Below are 16,202 nucleotides of genomic sequence, written 5' to 3'. Positions count from 1 at the left end.
GGCGTGATCGATATCAGCGAATCCGTGATGCAGATCCTTCTGGCATTCATCGTCGTCGGCCCGCTCATCGGCGCGGCCGCCGCCCTCCTGCCGGCCCCGCCCGGACTGAAGGGGAAGTCGCCCGAGCAGGCCGTGCTCCGGCACGGCGTGTTCGTGACCGGCGCGGTGCTCATCGCCGCGATCGTCCTCGCGCTCGGCTTCGACCACGACCATCCGTCGAAGATGCAGGCCACGACGGACATCAGCTGGATCCCCGCACTCGACGTGCGGATCCACCTCGGCGTCGACGGCATTTCCCTCCCCCTTATGGTCCTGACCGCGCTGCTGACCTTCCTCTGCGCGCTGTACTCCTACTTCAAGCTGCCCGCGGGCCCGACCCCGAAGGCGTTCGTCGCGCTGGTGCTGCTCCTCGAGTCCGGCACGCTCGCGACCTTCGCCGTCCTCGACCTCCTGCTGTTCTTCCTCGCGTTCGAGACCGTGCTCATCCCGATGTACTTCCTGATCGCGCGCTGGGGTGGATCGGAGCGTCAGGCCGCGGCCTGGCGGTTCATCCTCTACACCGTGCTCGGTTCGGTCGTCATGCTGCTGGGCCTGCTCCTGATCGGAATCAAGGCCGGCACATTCGACATGGTGGCACTCGCCACTGACAACGGCCGGGGCCTGACCACATCCGTGCAGGTCATCGCGGTTCTGGCGATCGGGATCGGGCTCGCGGTCAAGACGCCGATGTGGCCGCTGCACAGCTGGCTGCCGGACGCCCACACCGCCGCGCCGACCGTCGGCTCGGTCCTGCTGGCCGGCGTACTGCTGAAGATGGGTACGTACGGGTTCGTCCGGATCCTGCTCCCCGTCGCGCCGGACGGCATGAGCACCTTCGCGCCCTACCTCGCGGCCTTCGCGGTCGTCGGCATCATCTACGGATCGCTCGCCTGCCTGGCCCTCGCCAGACGCGGCGCGAAGGGCGACCTCAAACGCCTCATCGCCTACTCGTCCGTCGGCCACATGGGCTTCGTCCTGCTCGGCATCGCCACGATGACCCCGACCGGCGTGAACGGCGCCCTGTTCGCCAACATCGCCCACGGCCTCATCACCGGCCTGCTGTTCTTCCTGGTCGGCGCGCTCAAGGACCGTACGGGCACGATGGACCTCGACACCCTCGCGCAGCGGACCGGAGCCGCCCTCTACGGCAGGGCACCGCGCCTCGGCGGCCTCCTCGCCTTCGCGGCCGTCGCCTCGCTCGGACTGCCGGGCCTCGCCGGGTTCTGGGGCGAGATGCTGGCACTGTTCGGCGCCTTCGACCCCGCCGACAACCTCAGCCGCCCCGCCTTCCTGACGTTCATGTCGGTCGCGGTCCTCGGCACGCTGCTCACCGCCGCGTACATGCTCGCCGTCGTGCGCCGCGTCTGCATGGGTTCCGTGGCGACCGACGGGCATCCGGAACTCGCCGACGTCCACGGCTACGAGTTCGCCGCCTGGACCCCGCTCGTCGCCCTCACCGTCGTCGCCGGGCTCTGGCCCAAGGCCCTCCTGGGCCTGACCGACCCGGCCGTGCAGCAGCTCCTCGCAGGAGGCACCCGATGAGCACCCTGGCCCAGTCCGTGGTCCAGTCCGTCGACTGGCTCGCCATCGCGCCGCCCGCCATCACCGCGGCCGCCGGGCTCGTCGTCCTCGTCGCCGACCTCTTCGTCGGCGAGGCCAGGAAGGCCGTCCTCGGCTGGGTGTCGGTGGCCGGCCTCGCCGTGTCCGCGCTCATGCTGCTGCCCCTCCTCGACGGCGACCACGCCACCTTCTGCCTGACGGGCGACACGGACGTCTGCAGCTACACCGCCGACCGGTTCACCCTCGTCATCCAGTTCCTCGTGCTCGTCGGAGCGCTCCTCACGGCCCTGCTGTCGGTGACAACCCTCAAGGACGCGGACAGGAAGCTCCCCGACGGCGAGTACTGGTTCCTGCTGCTCTCCTCCGCCGCGGGCGCCGCCCTTCTCCCCGCCTCCCGCGACCTGGCCACCCTGGTCGTGGCCCTCGAAGTCGCCTCCCTGCCCGCCTTCGCGCTCGTCGGCCTCCGGCACGGCGACAAGCGGTCCTCGGAAGCGGCACTCAAGTTCTTCCTGTCCTCGGTCACCGCGACCGCCGTCAGCCTCCTGGGCGTCAGCTTCGTCTACGCGTCGACCGGCACCCTCCACCTCACCGGGATCGCCGACCGGATCCAGCACGTCGACGGCTCGCTGGACACGCTCGCCCAGGCGGGTGTCGTGCTCACTCTCGTCGGTTTCGCCTTCAAGACGGCCGCCGTGCCCTTCCACTTCTGGGTGCCGGAGACCTACGTGGGGGCGCCGCTGCCGATCGCCGCCTACTTGTCGGTCGTCGGCAAGGCCGTCGGCTTCTCCGGCCTGATCCTCGTCACCGTCGTCGCCTTCCCCTCGTACGCGGACGTCTGGGGCCCCGCGCTCGCCGTCCTCGCCGCCCTCACCATGACGGTCGGCAACGTCGGCGCCCTGCGCCAGCAGGCCACGCGCGCGTACAGCGCGGTCCGGCTCCTCGCCTGGTCCTCCGTCGGCCAGGCCGGCTACCTCCTGGTGCCGATCGCCGCCGCCGGCTACTCCGACGACGCCGAGAAGGCCATCGGCTCCACCGTCGCGTACGCCCTGATGTACGCCGCCGTGAACCTCGGCGCCTTCGCGGTGGCCGCCCTCGTCGGCCGCGGCAGGACGCTCAACCGCGTCAGCGACTACCGGGGCCTGTACGCCTCCCGCCCGCTGACCGCACTCGTCCTCGGCTTCTTCCTGCTCTGCCTCGCCGGGCTGCCGCCGGGCATCATCGGCCTCTTCGCCAAGGTCACCGTCTTCTCGGCGGCCGTCGACGCGGGGCTCGGCTGGCTCGCCGTGGTCATGGCCGTCAACGTCGTGATCGCCCTCTTCTACTACCTCCAGTGGACCGCGCTCCTGTTCCGCGCACCCGAGGGCCGAGCATCCGAGGGCCGAGCATCCGAGGGCCGCGCATCCGAGGGCGAGACCGGGAAGCACCGCGTCCCGGCCCCGCTGAGCGCCGCCATCGCGCTCACCGCGGTCCTGGGAGTCGCCCTCTCCGGGGCACCCCAACTCGTCCTGCGCTTCGCGGACACCGGCCTGTTCTGAGAAGGGGCCCCTCGGAGGGCGCACGGGGCCGGGCACGGCATCACCGCGTGCCCCGTCCCTCCCTGCCGTCGGCTGTCGCCCCCTGTCACCCGGACGGCCGACGGGCCCCGCCGCGCGCACAAGGGAACTAGTGCTCCCCGCCTGGCGTTGACCAGTACGGGAGGTTCCACTGAACAGTGGAAGCAAGAGCATCAGCAGGCAAAGGGTTCCCCTGCCGCACCATTTGGAGGGCGTACCGTGCACCGCCGGCACAACGGGCTCAAGACCGCCGTACTCCTCGGGGGACTGTCCGCACTCATCATCGGCATCGGCAGCTTCTTCGGCCGTACGGGCCTCGTCGTCGCACTCGTCATCGCGATCGGCACGAACGCGTACGCGTACTGGAACAGCGACAAGCTCGCCCTGCGCGCGATGCGCGCCCGCCCGGTCAGCGAGTTCGAGGCCCCGGCTCTGTACCGCATGGTCCGTGAGCTCTCCACCCAGGCCCGCCAGCCCATGCCCCGGCTGTACATCTCGCCCACCGAGGCGCCCAACGCGTTCGCGACAGGCCGCAACCCGCGCAACGCGGCGGTGTGCTGCACCGAGGGCATCCTCCGCCTCCTGGACGAGCGGGAACTGCGCGGCGTCATCGGCCACGAGCTCAGCCACGTCTACAACCGCGACATCCTCATCTCCTCCGTGGCGGGCGCCCTCGCCTCAGTGATCATGTTCCTGGTGAACTTCGCCTGGCTGATCCCGATCGGCCGCTCCAGCGACGACGACGGGCCCGGTCTCCTCGGCATGTTGATGATCATGCTTCTGGGTCCGCTCGCCGCCTCCCTCATCCAGCTCGCCATCAGCCGGTCCAGGGAGTACGAGGCGGACGCGTCCGGCGCCCAGCTCACCGGCGACCCCCTCGCCCTCGCGAGCGCCCTGAGTAAGCTGGAGGCCGGGACCAGGCAACTGCCGCTCCCCCCGGAGCCGCGTATCGAGACCGCGAGCCACATGATGATCGCGAACCCCTTCCGCCCGGGACAGGGAATGTCGAAGATGTTCTCCACACACCCGCCGATGTCGGAGCGCATCGCCCGGCTCGAACAGATGGCAGGTCGACACCAGTGAAAACCATCCTGAACGTCATCTGGCTCGTGCTGAGCGGCTTCTGGCTGTTCCTCGGCTACCTGTTCGCGGGCGTCCTGCTCTGCATCACCGTCATCGGCATCCCGTTCGGCATCGCCGCGTTCCGCATCGGCGTCTACGCCCTGTGGCCCTTCGGCTATACGACGGTCGAGCGCCGGGACGCCGGGGCGCCGTCCTGCGTCGGCAACGTCCTCTGGCTGGTCCTCGCGGGCTGGTGGCTGGCCATCGCCCACATCGTCACCGGCGTCATGCTGTGCGTCACGATCATCGGCATCCCGTTCGGCATCGCCAACTTCAAGCTCATCCCGGTCTCCCTGCTCCCGCTGGGACGCGAAATCGTGCGTACGAACGAGCCGTTCGCCGCCCGCTGAGCCGGACCGGCGGCGTCCGCGGACGCCCTGCGCGGGGTTTTCCACAGGCCGCCCCGATTGTCAGTCGCGCGTTGCATCATGAACCCATGGCCGAATTCGAGCAGTTGCTGGCAAGGGTCGGTACCAAGGCCCGCGCCAGCCGTCCGTGGGGCTGGCCCGTGCTTCCCGCCCCGGTGGACGCCGACGCGCCCATCCGCGCCGAGGCGGCCGTGGGCTTCGCCCTGCCGCCCCTGCTCGCAGCGCTCTACCTGCGGATAGGCGACGGCGGATTCGGCCCGGAGTACGGCCTGCTGCCCCTGCTCGACAGCGCACCGTCGGGCGAACCGGCCGCCGTCACGCAGTACCTCGCGAACCGCGAGGACGGCCGCCAGGACAGCGACCGGCCCTGGCCCGAGGGCCTGCTCCCGATATCCCACTGGGGCTGCGGGATGTACGCGTGCGTGGACTGCCACAGCCAGGACGCCACCGTCCTGCTCTTCGAACCGAACGCCGACGCGGCCCACCAGGCCTGGTACGTGGACGCCCCCAGCCTCACCGACTGGCTCCGCACCTGGCTCGACGGCACCGGCTGGTACGAGGAGTCCAGCGACGATGCGGACATGGCCCCGTGGACGGACACCCGCATACGTACGGCGGCTTCGCGGCCCGCGTAGCGCCCTCCGTCCGGACCATGCCGGGCTCGCGGGGCCTGCCCGACCGGGCCCTGCCCGACGCTCACCGGGAAGCCGTCGCCCTCCGCAGGGCGTACACCGCCACGCCCGCCGCCAGCACGGCCGCCCCGGCGACCACCGACGCCCACGGCAGCGCGCACGCCAGCACCGCACACCCGACGAGCCCGACCGCCGGACCCACCCGGGCCGGCGCGGCCCGGCTCAGCGTCCACGCGGACGCGTTGGCGATCGCGTAGTACACCAACACACCGAAGGAGGAGAACCCGATCGCACCCCGCACGTCCACCGTCGCCGCCACCACGGCGACCACCGCGCCCACGGCGAGCTCCGCCCGGTGCGGCACCTGGAAGCGGGGATGCACGGCTGCCAGGGCGCCCGGCAGGTGACGGTCCCGCGCCATCGCCAGCGTGGTCCGTGAGACGCCGAGGATCAGGGCGAGCAGCGAGCCGAGCGCGGCCGTGGCGGCACCCACCCGCACCACGGGCACGAGCCCCGGGACACCGGCCTCCCGCACGGCGTCGGCCAGGGGCGCCGAGGCCCGCCCGAGACCGTCGGGCCCCAGCACGGAAAGGACGGCGACAGCGACCGCCGCGTACACGGCCAGAGCGATGCCGAGCGCCAGGGGGATCGCGCGGGGGATCGTGCGCGCCGGCTCGCGCACCTCCTCGCCGAGCGTGGCGATCCGCGCGTACCCGGCGAACGCGAAGAACAGCAGACCGGCGGCCTGGAGAACACCGCCGGGGCCCCCGGACACCGTGACGTCCAGCCGCCCGGCGTCGAAGGCACCGGACCCCAGGCACACCACCACGACGGAGGCGAGGACAGCGAGGACGACCGCGACGACGATCCGGGTCAGCCGGACCGACTTGCGTACACCGCCGTAGTTCACCGCGGTCAGGGCCACCACGGCCGCGACGGCCACGGCGTGTGCCTGACCGGGCCAGACGTACGCGCCGACGGTGAGCGCCATCGCGGCGCAGGACGCCGTCTTGCCGACGACGAACGCCCAGCCGGCGAGGTACCCCCAGAACGGGCCGAGCCGCTCCCGCCCGTACACATAGGTGCCACCCGACTCGGGGTGACGGGCGGCCAGGCGTGCCGACGACATGGCGTTGCAGTAGGCGACCAGGGCGGCGACGGCGAGTGCGACGAGCAGCCCGGACGCGGCGGCCCGTGCCGCGGGCGCGAGGGCGGCGAAGATCCCGGCCCCGACCATCGAGCCGAGCCCGACGACGACGGCGTCCCCGACCCCGAGCGTCCGTCGCAGCGAGACACCCCCCGGCCGAGAGCCGGGCGAACCGGGCTGTCCAGCCCCTGACTCTGCCATGGCCCGCACCCTACTGATCCGTGGCAACGGCCAGATGCGTCCGGGGTGCGGTGCCCGACAACAACAACGGAAGAATCACAGGCGGCGGAGTGACGGCACCATCGGCCCCAGGCGTCCCGCTGCCCTCACCGCCGCCCGCTCGGTGACGCGTGCCGCCGGGATGGAGGAGGAGCCCCTCGGGTCACACGGAGGGGAGGGCGGCGCACCACGGTGCTCCCGCCCTCCCCTCCGTACCGACGCCTACCGGTGTTCTGCCGGCGACTACCGGTAGTTCACGAACTGCAGTGCGAAGTCGAAGTCCTGGCCCTTGAGCAGCGCCTGCACGGCCTGCAGGTCGTCACGGCTCTTCGAACTGACCCGCAGCTCGTCGCCCTGGACCTGGGCCTTGACGCCCTTGGGACCCTCATCGCGGATGATCTTCGCCACCTTCTTGGCGTTCTCCTGGGAGATGCCCTCCTCGATGGACGCGAAGATCTTGTACTCCTTGCCGGACAGCTGGGGCTCACCGGCGTCCAGCGCCTTCAGCGAGATCCCGCGCTTGATCAGCTTGGACTGGAAAACGTCGAGGATCGCCTTGACGCGCTCCTCGGAGTTCGCCTCCATGAGGATCTTCTCGCCGGACCAGGAGATCGAGGCGCCGACGTTCTTGAAGTCGTAGCGCTGGGAGATCTCCTTGGCGGCCTGGTTGAGGGCGTTGTCGACCTCCTGCCGCTCGACCTTCGAGACGATGTCGAAACTGGAGTCGGCCATGTCCTGTGGCTCCTTGTATCGGGGTGCGTAGGAGCGGCCGTCGAGCCCGGCACCGGTCCCCGGCCGCATCCGCATAAGCCTAGCCACCCGCTCCCCTCCGGGTGCGGATCAATCAGGTGGCGAAGCACCCCTGGGCATCAGGTATCGTTTACGTCGTTGCCACGGAGCACCGCCCAGCGGACTCCACCGCAGCAACCCCGGCGGTGTGCCCGAGCGGCCAAAGGGAGCAGACTGTAAATCTGCCGGCTTCGCCTTCCCAGGTTCGAATCCTGGCGCCGCCACACGGGAACAAAGGGTCCGTGATCTGCGTGAATCGCAGGTTACGGGCCCTTTGTCGTTGTCCGAGAGGTGGTTGCCGCAGCTCGCCCGGACACTCGCCTCCGCCGGCCCCTCGTCCCACGCGGCTGTGGCCCCTCGGTGGCTTCCTCGGCCCCTCGCCGTGTGGGCTTCCCCGGTCCCATTCAGGCAGCGTCCAGTGCGGCTCGGGAGCGTCGTCACCGTCCGAACGACGCCCCTTGGACCACGGTCGCCCGGCCGGACGGTTCGCTGTCCGTCACCGATGGCTCCGGGGGCGGGCGGGACGGCGATCAGTCCTGTGGGTGAGTTCAACTGACGCGACGACAGCGGGAGGCGGCTCAGGGGTGCTCGGGCGTCCGAGGGCGGTCCGGGGCGCTCGTGGCATCCCCGGTCACCGGGCACACTGGGGCCATGTCTTCGCGCCGCAGGAACTGCCCCGAGTGCCGCCGGGAGATCGCTGTCGTCGCCGGCCGTTACGCGCGGCACGATCCGCCGGGCGCGCGGGGCAGCGGGGAGCTGGTGTCGTGCCCCGGATCCCGCAGGCCGGCGCAGCTGGGCGCGGCCCAGCCGGCGCTGGACGGCTACGTCGTGCCGGACTTCCCCGGCCAGCTCCCGCTGTTCTGACCGCCGGAAGCGAAGCCACCTCGCCCGGGTCCCGATGGCGACCAACCCCGCCGCCCCTGACCCCGAGGAGCAGCCGGACGGCCGGGCTCGGCGGCATCGGGGCCGGTCCGGCAACCGGCCCCGCCTCCCGACGCCAGGGCGGGTGCCCTCGTCAGTTGCCCGCGACCGCCTTCACGGCCACCGAGGTCGGTGTCGAGCCGCTGATCGCCTCCAGGGTCAGTCCCGCGGTGGCCGGTGTGTCCACCAGCTCCGCCAGGACGGCCGCCACGTCGTCGCGCGGGATCGTGCCGCGGCCCGTCGACGCCTCCAGACGTACGAGACCCGTGCCCGCGTCGTCGGTCAGGCCGCCGGGGCGCAGGACCGTCCAGTCGAGGGCGGTACGGCCGCGCACGTAGTCGTCGGCCTCGCCCTTCGCCCGCAGATAGGCGTCGAAGACGTCGTCACCCTGGTGTGCGGAGTCCGCGCCCATCGAGGAGACGACGACGTACCGCCGTACCCCGGCCCGTTCCGCGGCGTCCGCGAAGAGGACCGCGGCCGCCCGGTCGACGGTGTCCTTGCGCTCCACGCCGCTGCCAGGGCCCGCGCCCGCCGCGAAGACGACGGCGTCCGCGCCCTCGAGGTGCGCGGCGACCTCCTCGACCGAGGCCGACTCCAGGTCGCACAGCACCGGTTCCGCCCCGGCCGCGCGCAGATCGTCCCCCTGCTCGGGACGGCGGATGATCCCCGCGACCTCGTCACCGCGCGCGGCGAGCAGCCGCTCGAGCCGCAGCGCGATCTGACCATGACCTCCAGCGATGACAATGCGCATGTTTCCGACCGTACGCCCCGAGGGACGTGCCTGCCGCACAACCCTGTGGATCACTCATGAGTCACACGGGTGAAACTGTGCACGAGATGTAAGCCGTGTACGGGACCTGTGCACGAGGTGAGCTGTGCCGTAGGCGCACGGCGATGTGAGGAGACCGTCATCACCGTCATACGCAAGACCGTCACCGCGGCGGGTTGTGCCGCCGTCCTGCTGACCTCGGCGGCCGCCTGCGGCACAGTGGAGAACCTCACCGCCGGGCAGAAGGTCGACCACGCCGTCGACGAACTCGGCGAGCGGAAGTCGCTCTCCCTCGAGTTGAGCCTCGACGCCGACCCGGACGCGCTGGCCGATCTCGCCGGCGACGCCGAGCCGGGGGAGGAGATGCCGCCCGCGTTCACCGAGTTCCTGAGTGGCCTCAGCGTCGACATCTCCCTCAAGTCCCGCAAGCCGCTGTCCGATTCCAAGGAAAAGGACATGGTCGGTATGAGCGTCGCGATCGGCGGTTCCGACGGCGTCCTCGCCGAGTACCGGATCGTCGGCGACACCACGTACTACCGCTCCAACATGCAGGCCTTCGGCAAGGCGATGGGCATCCCGATGCCCTCCGCCGATGAACTGCCGGAGGGTGAGAAGGAATTGAGGCCGGTCGTGGAAGGCGACTGGATCAAGGCCGACACCAGCGGGCTGAAGGGCTCCGCACGGGCCGGGGCCTCGGGCGCCGAGAAGGACAGGATCGACGCCAAGACCCAGGAGAAGGTGCTCAAGGCGGTACGCGGTGTCTTCGCGCACGAGGTCACCTTCAAGAACAAGGGCGGAAGCGACGGAACCGAACACGTCGTCGCCAAGGCCAACTTCCGCGCTCTGCTGACCGGGCTGTTCGACAGGCTTCAGCCCCTGCGGGACGACCTGCCGGGGAACGCCGAACTGCCCACGGCCGACGAACTGAAGGACGCCCCAGACAAGAAGGTCGCCGTCGACTTCACGCTGAAGAACGGCGACCTGACGCGTGTCGAGGTCGACCTGGCGGTTCTCGCCAAGGACGCCAAGGGTGCCGAACTGCCGCTCGTCCTCACCTTCGGCAAGGCCGGTGACGTCAGCGCACCCGCGAACGCCGTAGAGCTTCCGGACAGTGCAATGCGGGGATCGCTGAACCCGTTCTTCGGCGGCATGATGGCCAACGAGATGTAGACGCCGGGACAAGTGGGATTGTCGGCGGGCACGCGCGCGTGCCCGCCGACAATCCCGAGAGCCCCGAGTGCCCCGCACGCGCGTGCGGGGCGGTTCACGAAGGCTCCGCGCGCCCCTGCCGGGGAAGGTCCAGCGTGACCCCGGACCCCGAGTCCGAGTACTCCCGTACCGCGCTGGTGCGCGCCACCACGCGCCCCGAGTGCACCACGACGCGGCTGTACGCGAAGGACAGCGCACCGGCGATCCCGTCGGCCCGTACGGCCAGCAACTCGGCGGGGAATCCCGCCTCCACGCGGACCTCGGGCAGCCCGAGAGCGGCCCGGGCGGTCGAACTCACCGTCTCGTACGCCTCCTCGGGACGCAGCCCGTACCGGGAGGCCAGCAGGTAGGCGGCCTCCAGCGGATCGCCGCGGCCCACCGGGTTCGCCACGTCCCGTACCGCCCCGCTGCCCGCCACGACGCGCACACCGGCCGCGCGCAACAGCCGTACCGGAGCCGTCCCGTGCCGTTCCGCGTCCCCGCAGCCGCCCTGGGGCAGGCACACCACGGTCACCCCGGCGGCGGCCAGCTGGTCCGCGGCCCGGGCGGCCACCTCGGCGGGCAGGCGGCCGAGACCGCCGCAGGGGCCCAGTGTCACCCCCGGCCGCAGCCCGCCCGCCATCGCCGCGAGGCGCGCGAGCCGGGCGGGATCGGAGGCGTCCGTGTGCAGGTCGACCGGACAGCCGTGTTCGGAGGCGATCTCCAGGACCGCCTCCACGTAGCCCGTCGGATCCGGGTCCGCGTCCGGGCAGCCGCCCACCACGGAAGCGCCCGTCTTCACCGCGTCCCGCAGGATCGCGAGCCCGTCGGCGCCCGCGACCCCGGTCAGCAGTCGGGGCACGGCCACCACCGTCAGCTCGGCGAGCCCCCGCAGCGCCCGGCGTGCCTGGAGCACGGCGGCCAGCCCCGCGAGCCCGCGCGCCTCACCGACGCGTACGTGCGAGCGCAGCGCCGTCGCCCCGTGCCCGAGTTGCAGCAGCGCCGCCTCGGTGGCCCGGCGCTGGACCTCGGGACTGTCGTACGAGACAGGGCCGGTGCCGTCGGCCGAGAGAGCCGTGTCGCCGTGGGCGTGGGGCTCGGCGGGGGCCGGCAGGAGCAGATAGCCGGCGAGGTCCATGCGGGCGCCGGACCCGCGCGGGCTGCCTGAGGCGCTCGGCAGCAGGCTGCCGGCGGTGCCGACCGCCTCGATGTGTCCGCCGCTCAGCCGCACGTCCACGGTCCGGCCGTCCGTGAGCCGCGCTCCGCACAGCAGGAGGGCGGCCGAATCGGTCTCCCCCGACGAGGAGTGGGGCGGCTGCGGCTGACTGTCGGGCATCGCGTTCCTGTGGATCGGGGCGGTTGACGGCCGGGAGGGGCGGAGGGCGGGCCGGAGGCGGACGGACGGGGCGGGCGGACGGACTCGCGGCTGCGGAGGACCAGGCCGACGATCACGCAGCGTGAGACGAGCCTAGGCTCGCGAACCGTCCGCATCGGGGAGGAGCGCAATAGTCGTACCGGTGTGGCCCCAAGGTCGGCAGGCCCCAGCAGCCGGCACGCGAGCGCGATACGAGGGCGCGCGATACGAGGGCGCGCGATACGGGGCGAGGGACGAGACGCGCATCGCAGACACGCGAGGGACGCGTGCGCCCCCCGGGCATCCGAGTGATGCATGAGCCGCCCGGGCATTCGGGGGACGCATGAGCCGCACGGGCACCTGAGGGGCGTGCGAGCGGCGCGAGTACCCAAGGGACGGGACGTGCCGCCTGGAGTCTCCGGGGGGCAGCGGGTGGCCCCTGAGGTGCCGTGGGTGCCCGCCGGGAGGCTGCCGGGAACGGTGCGGGAACAGGCCCGGGCGGGTGCCGCGAAACGGATTTGGGCGATCGGTCGGGGACCGTGTAATGTCTTCATCGCTCGCCCCAATAGCTCAGTCGGCAGAGCGTCTCCATGGTAAGGAGAAGGTCTACGGTTCGATTCCGTATTGGGGCTCTGGTGTGTGAGGCTCCCGTCGCAAGGCGGGATCCGATCGCATCGCAGCGGTGTAGCTCAGTCGGTAGAGCAAGCGGCTCATAATCGCTGTGTCACCGGTTCAAGTCCGGTCACCGCTACTGACAGTAGCCGATTGCGGGGTCGGTCCTTCGATCGGCTACTCTTTTATGCGTTAATCGTCCCATCCGTTCGTCAAGGAGCACTCCTGTGGCTGCCACCGACGTCCGCCCGAAGATCACGCTGGCCTGCGTGGAGTGCAAGGAGCGGAACTACATCACCAAGAAGAACCGGCGTAACGACCCGGACCGTCTTGAGATGAAGAAGCACTGCCCGCGTTGCAATGCGCACACCGCGCACCGCGAAACGCGATAAATCAGGCTCGTACGCGAGGCCGTCCCCTGTACTTCCAGGGGGCGGCCTCGCGTCGTTAACCAGGAGGTGCCGAGCCGATGGCGCTCGACCAGTCCTTCGTGGGGCGGTCCTATCCGCCCACCGACCCGTACGAGGTCGGCCGGGAGAAGATCCGCGAGTTCGCGGAGGCCGTGGGGGACACCAATCCCGCGTACACGGACCCCGAAGCCGCCAAGGCGCTCGGTCACCCCGACGTGATCGCTCCGCCGACCTTTGTGTTCGCTATCACCTTCAGGGCCGCCGGCCAGGTCGTCCAGGACCCCAAGCTGGGCCTCGACTACAGCCGTGTGGTGCACGGCGACCAGAAGTTCGCGTACTCGCGCCCGGTGCGGGCCGGTGACCGGCTGACGGTCACCTCGACCATCGAGTCGATCAAGTCCCTCGCGGGCAACGACATCCTGGACATCCGTGGCGAGGTCCACGACGAGGCGGGGGAGCACGTGGTGACGACCGTCATCAAGCTCGTGGCGCGCGGGGCGGAGGGCTGACATGGCGGCGAAGATCTCCTACGCGGACGTCGAGGTCGGCACCGAACTGCCGTCCCGGAGCTTTCCTGTGACCCGTGCCACCCTCGTCCAGTACGCGGGCGCCTCAGGTGACTTCAACCCCATCCACTGGAACGAGAAGTTCGCGGTCGAGGTCGGTCTTCCCGACGTCATCGCGCACGGCATGTTCACCATGGCCGAGGCGATCCGTGTCGTCACCGACTGGGTCGGCGACCCGGGCGCGGTCGTCGAGTACGGGGTGCGTTTCACCAAGCCCGTCGTCGTCCCGAACGACGACCGGGGCGCGACCGTCGAGGTCGCCGCGAAGGTCGCGGCCAAGCTCGACGACAACACCGTGCGGGTCGACCTCACAGCGACGAGCGGCGGCCAGAAGGTGCTCGGCATGTCCCGCGCGGTCGTACGACTGGCCTGAACGGGACCACGACCGGACCTCGGCCGGACCCCCGACCGGACCCCCGGACCTCGGTCGGACCCCATGGACCCTGGCCGGCCCTGGCCGGACCCTATGGACCCCGGCTGGGCCCGGCCGACGCTTGATGGTGCCCGGCCACCGCGGGTCGTAGTCATGACATGAACGTGAGGGGCGTCCGCCGATGCGGGCGCCCCTCACGCGTTGCCCGGCCCGGCTCCGCGAACACGTCTGCCGCTCACCCCCGCTCACCCCCTTGCGTAGTTAGTGATTGAGTACTAACTTAAGGCGCATGGTCAGGATGAGCGCGGAGGAAAGGCGTGAGAGCGTCATTCTCGCGGCGATGAGTGAGTTCGCCCGAGGTGGCTATCACGGCACGTCGACGGAGGCGATCGCCAAGCGGGTCGGCGTCTCGCAGCCCTACCTCTTCCGGCTCTTCCCGGACAAGAAGGCGATCTTCCTCGCCACGGCGGAGCGCTGTCTCGAGGAGTCGCGGCGCACCTTCGCCGAGGCTGCCGAAGGGCTGGAGGGCGAAGAGGCCCTGCACGCGATGGCCAACGCGTACACCAGGGTCATCGCCGAGCATCCCGAGCGGCTGCTCATGCAGATGCAGATGTACGTCGCCGTGGCCGCCGCCGAGCAGGCCGGCGATCACGAACTGGGCGAGTCGGTGCGAGCGGGCTGGATGCGGTTGTGGGACACCGCTCATATCCCGCTCGGCGCCGACATCGGTGAGACCACGACGTTCATGGCCTACGGGATGCTCATCAACTGCCTGGTGGCCATGGGCTTTCCGCCCGAGCACCGGGTATGGGAAGGGCTCTACCCGTCGGCGCGCGCCAAGGGCCGGCTCGAAGCCTGAAAGGGCCGGCGTCACAGCCTCAGGGGGCCCCGCAGTGTGGGGGCCGGGGAGCGGAGAGCGAAAGTACGGGCGCCTTTTCATGGGCGCGAAAGTTAGTCATCCATAACTAACAAGACGGACACCCGTTGGGGGAGCGATGTCAGAGCGAGAGCACACGGAACGGACAGGACGCGCACCGCAGGCGGCACAGACACCGCAGGCGGCGAAGCCACCTCAGCCGGCGGAAGCCGTGGGGGCAGGGGCAGAAGGGGCGGCCGGGGCCGGGGGAGCGGACCCGAAGTCCCCCGCCGCACGACGCGGCGGCGCTGCCTGGGCCCTCGTCATCACCAGCGTCGCCGGATTCATGGCGGCCCTCGACAACCTCGTCGTCACCACGGCCCTGCCCTCGATCCGTGAGGACCTCGGGGGCGCACTGGACGACCTGGAGTGGACCGTGAGCGCGTACACGCTCACCTTCGCCGTCCTGCTCATGTTCGGCGCGGCGCTCGGCGACCGGTTCGGCCGCCGCCGGCTGTTCCTCACCGGCCTCACCGTCTTCACCGGCGCCTCCGCCGCCGCGGCCATGGCGCCCGGCATCGACTCGCTGATCGCGGCCCGCGCCGTCCAGGGCGTCGGCGCGGCCATCATGATGCCGCTCACCCTGACCCTGCTGACCGCGGCCGTTCCCGTCGCCAAGCGGGGAATGGCGTACGGGATATGGGGCGCCGTGAACGGACTCGCGGTCGCCTCCGGGCCCCTCATCGGCGGCAGCCTCACCGAACACGTGTCCTGGCACTGGATCTTCTGGCTGAACGTGCCCCTGGGACTCGCCGTGCTTCCGCTCGCCCGGACCCGTCTCGCCGAGTCGTACGGCACCGGCGCCCCGCTCGACGTCCGCGGCACCCTGCTCGCCAGCGGCGGCCTCTTCGGAATCGTGTACGGACTGGTCCGCGGCCCCTCCGACGGCTGGACCGCCTCCCTCGTCCTGACGGCGCTGATCGCGGGCGGTGTGCTGCTCGCCGGGTTCGTGGTCCACGGCGTCCGCGCCGTGAACCCCATGCTGCCGATGCGGCTCTTCAGGTCCCGCGCCTTCGCCGGCATCAACGCCGCGAGCCTGCTGATGTTCCTCGGGATGTTCGGTTCGATCTTCCTGCTCAGCCAGTACATGCAGGGCGTTCTCGGCTACTCGCCCACCGAGGCGGGGCTGCGGATGCTGCCCTGGACCGGTATGCCGATGATCGTCGCGCCGATCGCGGGCTACCTCTCCGACCGGATCGGCGGCCGTCCCGTCGTCGCGGCGGGCCTCTTCCTCCAGGCCGCGGGACTCGCGTACTACGCCACCGTGGTCTCCACCGACGTCGCCTACGGCCCTCAGCTGCCCGCCCTGATCATCAGCGGCATCGGGATGTCCCTCTACTTCGCTCCGGCGAGCAACCTGGTCATGTCCAGCGTCCGGACGAGTGAGCAGGGCATCGCCTCCGGCGCGAACAACGCGCTCCGCGAGGTCGGCGGCGCCCTCGGTATCGCGGTGATGGCCTCCATCTTCTCCGCCCAGGGCGGCTACGAGTCCGCGCAGAGCTTCGTGGACGGCCTTCGGCCCGCGCTGTGGGTGGGCGCCTCGGTGGTGGCCCTGGCCGGGGCCGCGGCCCTGTACATCCCGTCCGCCCGCCGCAAGCCCGCGGCGACCACGCCGTCCGGCCCCACGGCCCCGGAGCGGGTGCTGGAGACCGCCACCCGCTGAT

The 16,202-nt window shown here is 71.0% G+C and carries 16 protein-coding genes and 3 tRNA genes; 15 read left to right on the top strand and 4 right to left on the bottom strand.

The genetic code is table 11. The annotated features are described in order from the left end of the window. The first annotated feature begins 3 nt into the window (after positions 1 to 3). From ACFY93_RS02725 to ACFY93_RS02705, 5 genes are all read left to right on the top strand, one after another. Positions 4 to 1,581: an NADH-quinone oxidoreductase subunit M gene (locus ACFY93_RS02725; protein ID WP_391352920.1), complete on the top strand. Its 1,578-nt coding sequence runs from the start codon at positions 4 to 6 to the stop codon at positions 1,579 to 1,581. After that, positions 1,578 to 3,134, top strand: a complete 1,557-nt coding sequence (locus tag ACFY93_RS02720) for a proton-conducting transporter membrane subunit (RefSeq protein WP_391352918.1) — start codon at positions 1,578 to 1,580, stop codon at positions 3,132 to 3,134. Before ACFY93_RS02725 ends, ACFY93_RS02720 begins: the two co-directional genes overlap by 4 nt. A gap of 237 nt (positions 3,135 to 3,371) precedes the next feature. Next, entirely contained in the window at positions 3,372 to 4,235 is an 864-nt protein-coding gene (gene htpX, locus ACFY93_RS02715) for a zinc metalloprotease HtpX (protein WP_391352916.1), read from the top strand. Then, positions 4,232 to 4,624 carry a YccF domain-containing protein gene (locus ACFY93_RS02710; RefSeq protein ID WP_391352914.1) on the top strand — a complete coding sequence of 131 codons (393 nt, stop codon included), beginning with the start codon at positions 4,232 to 4,234 and terminating at the stop codon, positions 4,622 to 4,624. Before htpX ends, ACFY93_RS02710 begins: the two co-directional genes overlap by 4 nt. A gap of 86 nt (positions 4,625 to 4,710) precedes the next feature. After that, the gene (locus tag ACFY93_RS02705; protein ID WP_391352913.1) at positions 4,711 to 5,277 is read left to right on the top strand and encodes an SMI1/KNR4 family protein; all 567 of its coding nucleotides are present in this window, start codon (positions 4,711 to 4,713) and stop codon (positions 5,275 to 5,277) included. 61 nt (positions 5,278 to 5,338) lie between these two features. Here the strand turns inward: ACFY93_RS02705 and ACFY93_RS02700 are convergent, their stop codons facing one another. Together ACFY93_RS02700 and ACFY93_RS02695 are read right to left on the bottom strand one after the other, a co-directional pair. Then, entirely contained in the window at positions 5,339 to 6,622 is a 1,284-nt protein-coding gene (locus ACFY93_RS02700) for an amino acid permease (RefSeq protein ID WP_391352911.1), read from the bottom strand. Between the two features lie 261 nt (positions 6,623 to 6,883). Continuing rightward, on the bottom strand, positions 6,884 to 7,372 hold the full coding sequence (locus ACFY93_RS02695; RefSeq protein WP_391352910.1) for a YajQ family cyclic di-GMP-binding protein: 489 nt from the start codon (positions 7,370 to 7,372) through the stop codon (positions 6,884 to 6,886). Positions 7,373 to 7,571: 199 nt separating this feature from the next. On the opposite strand from ACFY93_RS02695, the gene ACFY93_RS02690 reads away from it, so the two are divergent. Both ACFY93_RS02690 and ACFY93_RS02685 read left to right on the top strand, forming a co-directional pair. Beyond that, a tRNA-Tyr gene (locus ACFY93_RS02690) sits at positions 7,572 to 7,653 on the top strand. A gap of 427 nt (positions 7,654 to 8,080) precedes the next feature. Further along, complete coding sequence (locus tag ACFY93_RS02685) at positions 8,081 to 8,293, top strand: hypothetical protein (protein WP_391352908.1); 213 nt, start codon at positions 8,081 to 8,083, stop codon at positions 8,291 to 8,293. A 151-nt stretch (positions 8,294 to 8,444) separates the two neighbouring features. Here ACFY93_RS02685 and ACFY93_RS02680 read toward each other — a convergent pair whose 3' ends face one another. Continuing rightward, a complete protein-coding gene (locus tag ACFY93_RS02680) occupies positions 8,445 to 9,101 on the bottom strand; it encodes an NAD(P)H-binding protein (protein ID WP_391352906.1) in 657 nt (218 codons plus the stop codon). A 117-nt stretch (positions 9,102 to 9,218) separates the two neighbouring features. On the opposite strand from ACFY93_RS02680, the gene ACFY93_RS02675 reads away from it, so the two are divergent. Continuing rightward, a complete protein-coding gene (locus ACFY93_RS02675) occupies positions 9,219 to 10,289 on the top strand; it encodes a hypothetical protein (RefSeq protein ID WP_391352905.1) in 1,071 nt (356 codons plus the stop codon). Positions 10,290 to 10,383: 94 nt separating this feature from the next. Here the strand turns inward: ACFY93_RS02675 and ACFY93_RS02670 are convergent, their stop codons facing one another. Next, entirely contained in the window at positions 10,384 to 11,643 is a 1,260-nt protein-coding gene (locus tag ACFY93_RS02670; protein WP_391352903.1) for an amidohydrolase family protein, read from the bottom strand. 577 nt (positions 11,644 to 12,220) lie between these two features. Here ACFY93_RS02670 and ACFY93_RS02665 point away from each other — a divergent pair. The 7 genes from ACFY93_RS02665 (at position 12,221) to ACFY93_RS02635 (ending at position 16,201) form a co-directional block, all read left to right on the top strand. Further along, positions 12,221 to 12,293, top strand: a tRNA-Thr gene (locus tag ACFY93_RS02665). A 46-nt stretch (positions 12,294 to 12,339) separates the two neighbouring features. Beyond that, a tRNA-Met gene (locus tag ACFY93_RS02660) sits at positions 12,340 to 12,412 on the top strand. Between the two features lie 88 nt (positions 12,413 to 12,500). Continuing rightward, positions 12,501 to 12,665, top strand: coding sequence for a 50S ribosomal protein L33 (rpmG, locus tag ACFY93_RS02655; protein WP_004571794.1), 165 nt, complete (start codon positions 12,501 to 12,503; stop codon positions 12,663 to 12,665). 77 nt (positions 12,666 to 12,742) lie between these two features. Then, positions 12,743 to 13,192, top strand: a complete 450-nt coding sequence (locus tag ACFY93_RS02650) for a MaoC family dehydratase N-terminal domain-containing protein (protein ID WP_391352902.1) — start codon at positions 12,743 to 12,745, stop codon at positions 13,190 to 13,192. 1 nt (position 13,193) lies between these two features. Then, positions 13,194 to 13,622 carry a MaoC/PaaZ C-terminal domain-containing protein gene (locus ACFY93_RS02645; protein ID WP_391352901.1) on the top strand — a complete coding sequence of 143 codons (429 nt, stop codon included), beginning with the start codon at positions 13,194 to 13,196 and terminating at the stop codon, positions 13,620 to 13,622. A 289-nt stretch (positions 13,623 to 13,911) separates the two neighbouring features. Beyond that, the gene (locus ACFY93_RS02640; protein ID WP_391352900.1) at positions 13,912 to 14,481 is read left to right on the top strand and encodes a TetR family transcriptional regulator; all 570 of its coding nucleotides are present in this window, start codon (positions 13,912 to 13,914) and stop codon (positions 14,479 to 14,481) included. 229 nt (positions 14,482 to 14,710) lie between these two features. Further along, a complete protein-coding gene (locus ACFY93_RS02635) occupies positions 14,711 to 16,201 on the top strand; it encodes a DHA2 family efflux MFS transporter permease subunit (RefSeq protein ID WP_391352899.1) in 1,491 nt (496 codons plus the stop codon). Position 16,202 lies beyond the last annotated feature (1 nt).

Source organism: Streptomyces sp. NPDC008313, from assembly GCF_042956125.1.
In the GTDB taxonomy this organism is placed as follows: Bacteria; Actinomycetota; Actinomycetes; order Streptomycetales; family Streptomycetaceae; genus Streptomyces.
Note: the sequence above shows the minus strand (reverse complement) of the source record. Positions and strands in the feature narration are given on the sequence as shown.

Coding starts and splice junctions, on each gene's coding strand:
- ACFY93_RS02640 (WP_391352900.1), top strand. CDS start 13,912: ATGGTCAGGATGAGCGCGGAGGAAAGGCGTGAGAGCGTCATTCTCGCG.
- ACFY93_RS02695 (WP_391352910.1), bottom strand. CDS start 7,372: ATGGCCGACTCCAGTTTCGACATCGTCTCGAAGGTCGAGCGGCAGGAG.
- ACFY93_RS02720 (WP_391352918.1), top strand. CDS start 1,578: ATGAGCACCCTGGCCCAGTCCGTGGTCCAGTCCGTCGACTGGCTCGCC.
- ACFY93_RS02680 (WP_391352906.1), bottom strand. CDS start 9,101: ATGCGCATTGTCATCGCTGGAGGTCATGGTCAGATCGCGCTGCGGCTC.
- ACFY93_RS02645 (WP_391352901.1), top strand. CDS start 13,194: ATGGCGGCGAAGATCTCCTACGCGGACGTCGAGGTCGGCACCGAACTG.
- ACFY93_RS02670 (WP_391352903.1), bottom strand. CDS start 11,643: ATGCCCGACAGTCAGCCGCAGCCGCCCCACTCCTCGTCGGGGGAGACC.
- ACFY93_RS02700 (WP_391352911.1), bottom strand. CDS start 6,622: ATGGCAGAGTCAGGGGCTGGACAGCCCGGTTCGCCCGGCTCTCGGCCG.
- ACFY93_RS02705 (WP_391352913.1), top strand. CDS start 4,711: ATGGCCGAATTCGAGCAGTTGCTGGCAAGGGTCGGTACCAAGGCCCGC.
- ACFY93_RS02685 (WP_391352908.1), top strand. CDS start 8,081: ATGTCTTCGCGCCGCAGGAACTGCCCCGAGTGCCGCCGGGAGATCGCT.
- ACFY93_RS02650 (WP_391352902.1), top strand. CDS start 12,743: ATGGCGCTCGACCAGTCCTTCGTGGGGCGGTCCTATCCGCCCACCGAC.